This window comes from Geobacter sp. AOG1 (assembly GCF_019972315.1).
Lineage (GTDB): Bacteria > Desulfobacterota > Desulfuromonadia > Geobacterales > Geobacteraceae > Geomobilimonas.
In genome coordinates, this window is the sequence record NZ_BLIZ01000001.1 from 2561944 (window position 1) to 2573411 (window position 11468).

The 11468-nt window shown below is 53.6% G+C and carries 8 protein-coding genes; 6 read left to right on the forward strand and 2 right to left on the reverse strand.

Annotated elements, in window-relative coordinates; all coding sequences use genetic code 11:
• Positions 1 to 4: 4 nt before the first annotated feature.
• From LDN04_RS11650 to LDN04_RS11665, 4 genes are all read left to right on the forward strand, one after another.
• A complete protein-coding gene (locus LDN04_RS11650; protein WP_223910537.1) occupies positions 5 to 1396 on the forward strand; it encodes a diguanylate cyclase in 1392 nt (463 codons plus the stop codon).
• Positions 1397 to 1424: 28 nt separating this feature from the next.
• Positions 1425 to 2672, forward strand: coding sequence for a histidine--tRNA ligase (gene hisS / locus LDN04_RS11655; RefSeq protein WP_223910541.1), 1248 nt, complete (start codon positions 1425 to 1427; stop codon positions 2670 to 2672).
• 129 nt (positions 2673 to 2801) lie between these two features.
• The gene (locus tag LDN04_RS11660) at positions 2802 to 3695 is read left to right on the forward strand and encodes a DUF5684 domain-containing protein (protein WP_223910544.1); all 894 of its coding nucleotides are present in this window, start codon (positions 2802 to 2804) and stop codon (positions 3693 to 3695) included.
• A 312-nt stretch (positions 3696 to 4007) separates the two neighbouring features.
• Entirely contained in the window at positions 4008 to 6545 is a 2538-nt protein-coding gene (locus LDN04_RS11665; RefSeq protein ID WP_223910547.1) for a bifunctional aconitate hydratase 2/2-methylisocitrate dehydratase, read from the forward strand.
• Between the two features lie 333 nt (positions 6546 to 6878).
• Here LDN04_RS11665 and LDN04_RS11670 read toward each other — a convergent pair whose 3' ends face one another.
• Together LDN04_RS11670 and LDN04_RS11675 are read right to left on the reverse strand one after the other, a co-directional pair.
• Entirely contained in the window at positions 6879 to 7892 is a 1014-nt protein-coding gene (locus LDN04_RS11670) for a DUF4382 domain-containing protein (RefSeq protein ID WP_223910550.1), read from the reverse strand.
• Positions 7893 to 8090: 198 nt separating this feature from the next.
• A complete protein-coding gene (locus LDN04_RS11675; protein ID WP_223910553.1) occupies positions 8091 to 8465 on the reverse strand; it encodes a hypothetical protein in 375 nt (124 codons plus the stop codon).
• 480 nt (positions 8466 to 8945) lie between these two features.
• Between LDN04_RS11675 and aspS the strand changes: the two genes are divergently transcribed.
• Entirely contained in the window at positions 8946 to 10727 is a 1782-nt protein-coding gene (gene aspS / locus LDN04_RS11680; protein ID WP_223910556.1) for an aspartate--tRNA ligase, read from the forward strand.
• Positions 10728 to 10839: 112 nt separating this feature from the next.
• Complete coding sequence (locus LDN04_RS11685) at positions 10840 to 11442, forward strand: LysM peptidoglycan-binding domain-containing protein (RefSeq protein WP_223910559.1); 603 nt, start codon at positions 10840 to 10842, stop codon at positions 11440 to 11442.
• Positions 11443 to 11468: the final 26 nt, after the last annotated feature.

Genomic DNA, 11468 nt, shown 5'->3' on the forward strand with positions numbered 1-11468 from the left:
CTGCATGGAAAGGATTCTCGTCGTAGAGGATGACGGTTTTTTCCGGGAAGTATTTTCCGATCTGCTTCGCGAAGAAGGCTATGATGTGGACGTTGCGTCGTCCGGTGAGGAGGCGCTGGAAAAACTTGAGCAGTGTTATTATCACGTGGTTGTGACCGACCTTGTCATGAAGGATGTCTCGGGCCTCGATATCCTGTCGAGGGTCAAACAAAAGGATCCTGCCATCGAAGTGATCATGGTCACCGGTCACGGCAACCTGGAGACTGCGGTGTACGCCTTGAAAAACGGTGCCCGCGATTATCTCGTCAAGCCGATCAATAACGAGGAATTGAAGCACTCGGTGGCTCTCTGTATCGAACAGCGACGTCTCCTGGATGAAAACCACGAGTTGAAAGAGCTCGTGAACCTGTTCCAGGTCAGTCAGACCATTGCCAACTGTCTCGACATGGAACGCCTCCATTCGCTTGTTCTCGATGCCCTGGCGAAGGAGATCGGCCTTTCGCGCGGGGTGGCCTATTTCCTCGAAGGTTCCGACCTTCTGGAAATGAAAGAGGTGAGGGGGTTTGACGAAGCAACCGGCTCCCTGCTGGGTGAAACTGCCCTGGCTAATTTTGATATACACGACAATAAGGCCGACAATTTCATCCGTCTCCACAACTTCGTGCCTGCGGGGATGCTACCCGACAACAGCACGGCCGACGGGGTGAACGATGCGATGATTCTGTCGCTCCGGTTCAAGAACATGTTGCAGGGTGCCATCATATTTTTCAATGAAGCCGGATGTGATTTCCCGAGTGTCATCAATTCTAAAAACCTCAATTTTCTCATAGATCAAGCATCGCTGGCTTTTGAAAACGCGGCCCGCTTTACCAGCGCGAAAAATCTGCTTTACATTGACGAACTGACCGGCCTTTTCAACTACCGCTACCTGGAAATTGCCTTGGAGAGAGAGCTTAAGCGTGCCGAACGTTACGGGTCGGCTCTGTCGGTCTTGTTTCTCGACCTCGATCTGTTCAAGAATGTCAATGACTGTCATGGCCATTTGGTCGGGAGTAAGGTGCTTAAGGAAGTCGGAACCCTTCTCAAGAAGTCGGTCCGCGAAGTGGATTCCGTCATGCGCTATGGTGGTGACGAGTATACCGTGATATTGGTGGAAACAGGGGTGGGGGGAGCTGCCACCGTTGCCGAACGTATCCGTCGCTCCATAGAGGCCCACGATTTTCTTGCCAATGAGGGATATACCATCAAGCTTACTGCCAGTCTCGGTTATGCCTGTTTCCCGGACGATGCGAAAACCAAGACCGAACTGCTGGAACTGGCGGACCGAGCCATGTATCGGGGGAAGTCCAGCGGAAAGAACATGGTATTCTATCTCTCTCCGCGCACAGCGGAATAGCATCGAGTAGTGAAGGAGCATCAGAGACGTGGCAATCAACGGTATCAAGGGTTTTAACGACATCCTCCCTGGCGAGGTGGAAAAGTGGCAGCATATCGAGGCCGCTGCGCGTCGGGTTTTCGAGCTGTACGGTTTTGCCGAGATCAGGGTTCCTATTCTGGAAAAAACGGAACTTTTCAGCCGCTCCATAGGAGATGCAACCGACATCGTGGAAAAGGAGATGTACTCCTTTGTCGACAAGGGTGAAAACCGTGTCACCATGCGGCCTGAGGGGACGGCGTCGGTGATGCGTGCCTTTATCGAGCATAAGCTCTATGCGGCTGACCAGGTTGCCAAACTCTATTACATGGGTCCCATGTTCCGCTACGAACGCCCCCAGAAGGGGCGCTATCGCCAATTTCATCAGATCGGCGCCGAAGTGACCGGGGTGAACGACCCCAAGGTCGATGCCCAGGTGCTGACCATGCTCTGTCACTTTTTCGCAGAACTCGGTTTGACGGAACCCTCCCTGCAGATAAATTCACTTGGCTGTCCTGCCTGTCGCCCGGCATACCGCAAAGCCCTCACAGATTTCCTCCGCGACAGGCTCGATAAACTCTGCGACGACTGCAAACGGCGACTGGAAACCAACCCACTCCGGGCTCTCGACTGCAAGGCCGCCGGCTGCAAAGAGGCGACCGTCGGGGCACCGTCGGTACTCGACCATCTCTGCGGAGAGTGCGAAGCGCATTTCGGTGCAGTCCGCCGTCACCTCGATGGTGTCGGTACCTCATACACCATCAATTCCCGTATGGTGCGGGGACTCGATTATTACACCCGGACGACCTTTGAACTGGTGACAACGCTTCTGGGCGCCCAGAGTGCGGTGGCGGCGGGAGGTCGCTACGACGGCCTCATCGCCGACCTTGGCGGCCCTTCCTTGCCAGGCATCGGTTTTGCCATGGGGGTGGAGCGTGTAGCACTGCTCCTGGCAGATCGGGAATTCCGCAAGCGTCCCGACCTGTTCGTTGCCGCTCTCGGCGAACCTGCACAGGAACGGGCGTTCAGCCTCATGTGTGCCCTCCAGCGACGCGGGATTTCGGTAGAAATCGATTACGAAGGGAAGAGCCTGAAGAGTCAGATGCGGCGTTCTGACAAGTTCAAGAGCCGTTTCACGTTGATTGTGGGAGAGGACGAACTAACCAGGGGAATGGCTGTTCTGAAAAATATGGATGCGGGAACCCAGTCGGAAATTCCGTTGGATGACGATGCGGTAGCGCGGGGCATGCTTGTATGAGCCACTATGTGTGCTTTCTCGGTCTTATGCCACCCACGCCGGTTACGAAGCCGGCAGGGTGGCTTTTTTTGTTTTTTAGTGCTGTTTTGTCCTGTTGTTGACGTGACATCCTGTACAGGAGGCTTTGCCATGAAAAAAATTTGGTGTCTGGTAGTAGCGCTTGCCGTTTTCATCGCATCGGATGCACTGGCTGCCCGAGTGTTCCTGAAGGACGGGTCGGTTGTGCAGTGCCAGTCATTCTGGCGGAGCAAGGATACGGTCTATGTCGAGGTCAATCGTGACGTATTGCTGGAGTTTGCTCCGGGCGAGGTCAATGTCAAGAAGACGTTCCGCGCGCGGCCGGTAAAGAAAGCCAAGACAGTTGCACTTAGCGAGGAGCAACCGGCGGAGACAGCCGGGTCTGCTGCAGACGCACCATCCGAAAGTGCGGCAGCCACGCAGTCATCTGCCAAACCGGCTCCCTCGACGTCTGCTTCTCCGAAAACGACGAATCCTCCTGCCGGCTCACCTGGCGCGGCGGCTGCAACACCGGGTGTCAAGCAAGTTCCTGGTGCAGGCACACCTTCTACGCCAACTCCTGTTAAACCGGCACCCGTAACCGCTGCCGCTGCCAAGCCGGCGCCACCGCAACCGGTTCCTTCCCCGGTTATACCTGCTCCTGCCGCAATGACGGAAGCTGCAGGGCTGGGTTTTGGTTTGACGTTTATGCTGGTGCCACTGTTACTGGTGATTATCATGATAGCTGCCATGTGGCGGGTTTTTGAAAAGGCGGGGGAGGCAGGCTGGAAGGCTCTCATTCCAATCTATAATCTGTACGTCCTGGTGTTGATTGCCGGAAAAGCCTGGTGGTGGTTTCTGATCATCATATTCGTGCCGCTTATCGGGTTCATTTTCTATCTGCTCGTCTGTCTTTCCCTAGCACAGAAGTTCAACAAGAGCCCTCTTTACGGGGTGCTTCTCTGCTTCTTTGGCTTCATCATGTTTCCGCTCCTTGCCTTCGACAATTCAACGTACACGGCATAACTATTACCTGATTCGATCATCTTGCCCGGTCATGGAGAATCCATCTGTCTCCATGATCGGTTCCCTTCCCCCGCAATTTACTGCCCAACCCAATCTGCTGTGTAACCATCCAATGACGAAACCACGCTCGTTGTGTATTAAAGCTCGCAAACAATGTTGGGAAAGTGACAACATAAGGAATTGACAAATGAGCGAAAAAAATGTATACAGTATACGCTTTTTGACAACTTGTTCTTAATGAAATTGATGGGTTTCTCTATCAAGGATTAAATTCGTAGTCACGTCATACCACTAAACAGGAGGGGTTATCGCATGATCGAAGCTTATCTGCAGCACGAGAAAGAAAGGGCGTCTCAAGGCATTCCGGCACTGCCGCTCACTCCCGAGCAGACCGCCGAGCTGTGCAAACTTCTGCAGAAGCCACCCAAGGGGAAAGAGAAGTTTCTCCTCGGTCTCCTTACTGATCGGGTCTCGCCGGGTGTCGATCCGGCCGCCAAGGTGAAGGCAGAGTTTCTGGCCGGCGTAGTTGCCGGTAAGATTAAGTCTCCCCTTGTCGCTCCCAAGGATGCTATCAAGATGCTTGGCACCATGATCGGTGGCTACAATGTCGCTCCCCTCGTTGGTGCCCTCAAGGACAAGGCGCTTGCTGACGAAGCAGCAAAGGCGCTGTGCGGTATTACCCTCGTGTACGATGCCTTTGACGAAGTCGCCGCCTTGGCCAAAGCCAAGAATGCCGCTGCTGCCAAGGTTCTCAAGTCATGGGCCGATGCCGACTGGTTCACCAACCGTAAAGGGGTGCCCGACACCATCAAGGTCAAGGTCTACAAGGTTGACGGCGAGATCAATACCGATGATTTTTCTCCGGCCGGTGATGCCTGGAGTCGCCCCGACATCCCTCTGCATGCCCTGGCCATGGGCAAGACACGCTTCAAGGATGGTCTGGCCACTATTGCCAAGTTCCGCAAAGAAGGCTACCAAGTCGCCTTCGTGGGCGACGTGGTCGGTACCGGCTCCTCCCGTAAATCGGCTTGTAACAGCGTTCTCTGGGCGATTGGCGAGGATATTCCTTGCGTCCCCAACAAGAAAACAGCTGGCGTGATAATCGGCGGTGTCATCGCGCCGATCTTCTTCAACACCGCCCAGGATTCCGGCGCACTGCCGTTGAAAGCCGACGTGACCGGCATGAAAACAGGGGACGTGATCGTGATCGACACCAAGAAAGGTGTCATCACAGATGAAAGTGGCAAGAAAGTGCTTTCCAAGCTGACCATCAGCCCCAATACCGTTCCCGACGAATTCCGTGCTGGTGGCCGCATCCCTCTGATCATCGGTCGCGCCGTGACTGACAAGGCCCGCAAGGCATTGGGACTCAAGCCGACCACTGTATTCACCTTGCCGGTGAACCCGAAGCCTAAAGCCAAACAGGGATTTTCCCTGGCCCAGAAAATGGTTGGCGCGGCATGTGGCGTGAGCGGTATTCTGCCGGGCACAGCCTGCGAACCCAAAATGACCACGGTCGGTTCTCAGGACACCACCGGTCCGATGACCGCTGATGAGTTGAAGGAACTGGCCTGCCTCAAGTTCCAGGCCCCGATGTTCATGCAGTCCTTCTGTCACACGGCTGCCTATCCCAAGCCGGCTGACGTCAAGATGCACAAGAACCTGCCCGGCTTCATCGCTGAGCGTGGCGGCGTTGCCCTGCGTCCTGGCGACGGTGTTATTCATTCGTGGCTGAACCGCCTGCTGTTGCCCGATACGGTCGGCACCGGCGGCGACTCCCATACCCGTTTCCCCATTGGCATTTCCTTCCCGGCCGGGTCTGGCTTGGTCGCCTTTGCCGGCGCCATGGGCTTCATGCCGCTGGATATGCCAGAATCTGTTCTGGTGCGCTTCAAAGGCAAGTTCAATCCTGGTATCACCCTGCGCGATGCGGTCAATGCGATACCCTACTGGGCTATCAAGCAGGGCCTGCTCACCGTACCCAAGAAGAACAAGGTAAACATCTTCAATGGCCGCATCCTCGAGATGGAAGGACTGCCCGAGTTAACCGTTGAGCAGGCGTTCGAACTGACCGATGCGGCTGCCGAACGCTCCGCCGCTGCAGGTTGCATTCAGCTATCAGAAAAGTCGGTTGCCACTTACCTGCGCTCCAATGTGGCACTGATGAAGAAGATGATTGCTGAAGGCTATCAGGACAAGAAAACCCTGGCAAAACGCATCAAGGATGTCGAAAAGTGGCTCAAGAACCCGAGCCTGCTGAAGGCAGACAAGAGCGCCGAATATGCGGCGGTAATCGAGATCGACCTCAAGGACATCAAGGAACCGATTCTGGCCTGTCCGAATGACCCGGATGACGTCAAGCTGCTCTCCGAAGTAGCAGGCACCAAGATTCAGGACGTATTTCTCGGTTCCTGCATGACCAACATCGGCCATTTTCGTGCCGCTGCCGAGATCTGGCGTGGCAGCAAGTTCAACCCCGACGTCCGCACCTGGATCTGCCCGCCGACCCGGATGGACCAGGGCCAGCTCAAGGACGAGGCGTATTTCTCGGTCTACAGCGCTTTCGGTGCACGGATCGAAATCGCCGGTTGCTCGCTCTGCATGGGGAACCAAGCCCGTGTACCCGATGGCGTCAACATGTTCTCCACCTCGACCCGCAATTTCGACGATCGCATTGGTAACGGGGCCAAGGTATACCTTGGTTCCGCAGAATTAGGCGCGGTTACGGCGCTGATGGGCAAACTGCCCAAGCCTGCCGAGTATTTTAAGGCTTATAAAGAAAAGATCGAGCCGAAGAAAGATGCAATTTACAAATATCTTCAGTTCGATGAGATGCCGGAGTATAAGTAATCGCGGAATGGCTTGAGGCTGAGAGGCTAAAAGGCTTGATGTAATGAGAACCCCCGCTCTGGGCTTGCCCGGACGGGGGTTTTGTTTGCTTGACTAGGTGAGTAGGCCATTATGGGTGTATTGGGAAATGTGTCCACTTTAGTTATACTGACGTTCCACCGCCTGAGTTCGTCAACCACCGCCTAAGCGCTTGGGTCAGGCTTGACCTTCGCGCTTCCGACAAACTGGGAGAATTGAAAGAATAGCTGAGATGTACGCCTGACATCTTATTGTGTGTAACAAAAAAGGGGGCACCTTGTGGTACCCCCTTCAGTTCGGTTGTAAATAGGGCAGTTATTGCACTTTGAGATAAATGATCCCATCCGGTTGTACCACGTAGCTATCGACTCCCTGAGTTACATTGATGAAGCTTGAAGAATACATCTGGAACGGCGCGGGTATCTTCAAACTCGTGTCCCTGTAAGTATTGACGAATACCTTGTAATTTGGCCCTGCAGGTAAAAATGCGTTGAATGTCGATTTCCATACGCTGGGACTACTAAAGATACTGAAAACAACCCCAGAGGCAACAACGCTTGAGTTCTGAACTACAGAGACTTTGGCGCTGGACCATGATCTGAAGGTAGAACTCGAATGGGGGTTGAATACTGGAGTGTGGATAAGTCCATAAATCGCACCGGCATTGGTCAGGGAATTGAAAACCTGGGTGATGCGGATGCCGGTCGGTTTTAGGATGATATTATCGGACTTTCCTGCAAAGACAATTGCATCATTCGGGTCGAAATCGAGGATGATGGTATTGATGAGGGGATCATATTTATTTGCCGTTACCGTGAAATTGCCGATTACTTTAAGGCCACTTTGCTGGGCGCTCGGCGTTTTAAGTGGTCGCTTTTTGTCAGGATTGCTCGACAGAGTTACGTAGTTGCTTAAGGTTGGACTGTTGGACGCGAGGATAAGGCGGACCTGGCTGTAGCTACCGGCAGGAATTGCAGTAGTTCCTAGTATCTGCGGCACGAAATGCAGATTAAGGATGTCAACATCTGTACCTCCTGGGAAGACAGCAATCACCGGCAGGTCGGGATCGTCATCCGCCAAATCTTCCTTGCCTTTAGGGACAACCACGACTTTAATGATATTTAAGTGGATACTGGCCAATTCCGGGGGGGCAGGTCTGTCGGTAATGCTTACCTGAAGTATTCCAGTTGCTGCAACGGAAGAACCGCTTGCCGTACCGGTCGTGATTCCTCCGCCTCCACCGCCGCAGCCTGAGAGTTGACCGAGTGACAGTACCGCAAAAGCAAACAGAAGCACTCCGGCAAGAGCTATTTTTGTTTTTTCTTGCATGATTCTGGTACCTCCTTAGAAAATGTCTCGATGCGGCTGTTGCATTGATGGAGTATCTCCGGTAATTCAGTATATCTCCTTCCGAAACTTTAACAAATATTAATTGAATGCATTTAATGCAGTAAGTGTGTTTTGCTGACTAACGGGTGAAACCGCATTGATATGGCGGGGCCGGTCAGAGGATATTTATGACGTTTGTCATTTTCCGAGAACTCGTTCAACCGCCGGCAGAATGTCTGCCGGACCGCGCACGAGGATAATCTTCGAACCGGGCGCATTCGCGTGAATGATGTTGAGGACACGGTTGAACCAAGCGGTGGTTTCTTCCGTAGCCGGGAAATTCACGGCGTCCTGTCCGTTAATGTAGCCGCCAATGACCACACCATCGTACTCGGCTCGCTCCAACTCGGAAACCAGCCGTGCGTCCCCGGCGTTGTCGTTCGTGAGTACGAAGGTGGTTGCCTGGAACCCGAGCGAACGGAGCTTTTCCTGGACCGCGGTCGCAATTTCCGGGTGTTTGCCGAACCCGAGGATTCGCCAACCCGTGGGATCTGATGAAAAGGTGATCGTCATGGAGCCATTATACCAGGCACGTCGCCCCTCACAAGATGCGAGGCGGAAGGGGAGGGGCAGGTCCCTCCCGATCCGCCGGCAGGGTATCAACATATTTACGATGGAAAGGGAGTGGTACAACTGAAAAGCCCGCCAAAAGCGGGCTTCCCGTTTATCTCGTTATATTCTCTTTATACGTTACGTGAACTATTTACTCGTCCCCTTCGTTACCCGCCAACCATTGTCATTCCCTCCTTCCTACCTTTGATTACAGCATAGTGCAAAATGAAAACTAAAATCAATTGAGCAGCGAGGGCATCACCCGGAATGACCGTATCGGCAGCGCCGATGGAGAGTATCCGTTCAGCCGGAAAAGGGACGAATAGCGTGCTAAAAATACTGGCGGGCTCTTTTCGTTATGGCCAGCTCCATTAATTCTTGAAGCATCAACCTATTTTGAGTATACTCACCCATTCGTTTACTAACATGGAGGTCGAGTTGATGATAGATTTTCTTGGCGATTGGAAAAGAACCCATTATTGCGGGGCATTGACGAGCAAGGATGTTGGTCGGGAAGTGACCCTTATGGGGTGGGTCATGCGTCGTCGTGACCATGGTGGTCTCATTTTCATCGACCTGCGAGACCGGGAAGGTCTGGCCCAGGTGGTGTTCGATCCGGACCAGAATGCGGACGCCCACAAAAAGGCCGAATCGCTTCGCAATGAATACGTCGTGGCTATCAAAGGTAAGGTGATCGCCCGCCCGGAAGGGACCGTCAACCCGAACATGAAAACCGGCGAGGTTGAGGTGGTCGTCAGTGAGTGCAAACTCCTCAACCGTTCAAAGGCGCTCCCCTTTACCCTCGACGAATACGTGGACGTCGCGGAAAATCTTCGCCTCAAGCATCGCTACCTCGATTTGAGGCGTCCGACACTGCAACAGAATCTCATCCTTAGATCAAAGGTTGCCCAGGTTACACGGCACTACCTGACCGGTAACGGCTTTCACGAACTGGAAACCCCTTTTCTCACGAAATCCACACCGGAGGGAGCCCGCGACTTCCTCGTCCCTTCACGCATTAGCAACGGTGAGTTTTACGCGCTTCCCCAGTCCCCTCAACTTTTTAAGCAGATACTCATGGTGTCCGGTTTCGACCGCTATTTTCAGATTGTCCGCTGCTTCCGTGATGAGGACTTGCGTGCCGACCGCCAACCTGAATTCACCCAGATTGACTGCGAAATGTCGTTCATTGACCGGGAAGACATCATTACGGTCATGGAAGGACTGATCGCTACCATATTCAAGACAGCAAAAGACGTGGATGTGGCACTTCCCATTCCGCGCATGACCTATACGGAGGCAATTCGCCGGTTCGGCGTGGACAATCCCGACCTGCGGTTCGGTCTTGAACTGGTTGAGTTGTCGGATATCGTGAAGGGAGCGGGTTTCAAAGTTTTTGCGGACGTAGTGGCTGGGGGCGGGATCGTCAAAGGTCTCAACGCCAAGGGGTGCGGTGGCATGTCCCGTAAGGAGATTGATGAACTCACCGAATTTGCGAAGATCTACGGTGCCAAAGGGCTCGCCTACGTCAAGGTGACGGCGGAAGGTTGGCAGTCCCCCATCGCAAAATTCTTTACTCCCGAGGAAATTGCCGCAATGGACAAGATTTTTGCCGCGGAAGAAGGAGACCTTCTCCTGTTCGTGGCTGATAAGCCCAAAGTTGTCAACGATTCTCTCGGCAAACTGCGGAATCACCTTGCAAACTTGCTGGGTCTTCTGGATAAGAACGTCTTCAATTTCGTCTGGATTACGGATTTCCCCCTCCTGGAATGGGATGAGGAAGACAAACGCTGGGCGGCGGTGCATCACCCTTTTACCGCCCCCATGGACGAAGACCTGGAATATGTTGAATCCGACCCGGGTCGCTGTCGTGCCAAGGCCTATGACTTAGTGCTGAACGGCAATGAAATCGGTGGCGGCAGCATCAGGATTCATCAGGAAAAAATCCAGTCACTCATGTTCAAGATGCTTGGACTTTCCGAAGAGGATGCACATTCTAAATTCGGATTCCTGCTGGATGCACTGGAGTATGGCACACCTCCACACGGTGGGATTGCCTTTGGCATGGACAGGCTTATTATGCTGCTTACCGGCAGCGACTCCATTCGAGACGTGATTGCATTCCCGAAAACACAGAAGGGTGCCTGCCTCATGTCGGATGCGCCTTCACCTGTTGATGCCAGGCAACTGAAGGAGTTGGGGCTCAGATTGGCTGCGAAGTAACCATGCATGTGAGGAAGGGATGAGCAGAAAATTCACACTCATCGTTGCTCTCGTGCTGCTCGTTGCCGCTTGCACACCTGCAGTTCCCCGATGGCGCCAGGAGGCACTCCTGGTGTTTGACCGGGTCAGACTGAACGGCACCGACAGGGTTTTCCCCGCCGAATATAAGGATTTGGAAGATGCCATGATTAAGGGTGACGCGTCTGCGAGAGCCGGTGATACCGGTGATGCAGAGCGCTTTTACCTCCTTGTGCTGAATAGGGGGAATCTGCTCGAAAAGGAATTTGTCGCCGATCAGAAACGGCGTGCTGATGCAGCACGGTTGCGGGTCGAGGCAGAAATGCGGGAACAGGAACGAAAGACGGCCCTCCTTGCCGAACAGCTCAAGTTGGCAAAGGCTCGTGCAGCTGCGGAAGCTGCAGCTATGGAAGCAGAAGCTGCACGAAAAAAAGCCGAAAAAGTTAGGCAGCAACGGGAAAAGCCTTTGCCTAGTTATCATACGGTAAAACGGGGTGAATCGCTTCCGCAAATAGCCTCACAACAGGATGTCTATAACGAGGCAAATCTCTGGCCAATTATCTACAGGGCAAACCGTGACCAGATTAGCGATCCCCGCCATATCTGGCCCGGACAGGTATTGCGTATCCCACGAAATGCGACGCGTGAGGATATCCAGGAAGCACGCCGTTACGCCCAAGACAAACCGCTTCACTAGCAACCCTTCCAGTGTCGCATGATGTA

What these genes read in the sequence shown, in the direction of transcription:
- LDN04_RS11675 (WP_223910553.1), bottom strand. Translation starts at nt 8,465, where the DNA reads ATGACGATCACCTTTTCATCAGATCCCACGGGTTGGCGAATCCTCGGG.
- LDN04_RS11670 (WP_223910550.1), bottom strand. Translation starts at nt 7,892, where the DNA reads ATGCAAGAAAAAACAAAAATAGCTCTTGCCGGAGTGCTTCTGTTTGCT.
- LDN04_RS11660 (WP_223910544.1), top strand. Translation starts at nt 2,802, where the DNA reads ATGAAAAAAATTTGGTGTCTGGTAGTAGCGCTTGCCGTTTTCATCGCA.
- LDN04_RS11665 (WP_223910547.1), top strand. Translation starts at nt 4,008, where the DNA reads ATGATCGAAGCTTATCTGCAGCACGAGAAAGAAAGGGCGTCTCAAGGC.
- LDN04_RS11650 (WP_223910537.1), top strand. Translation starts at nt 5, where the DNA reads ATGGAAAGGATTCTCGTCGTAGAGGATGACGGTTTTTTCCGGGAAGTA.
- aspS (WP_223910556.1), top strand. Translation starts at nt 8,946, where the DNA reads ATGATAGATTTTCTTGGCGATTGGAAAAGAACCCATTATTGCGGGGCA.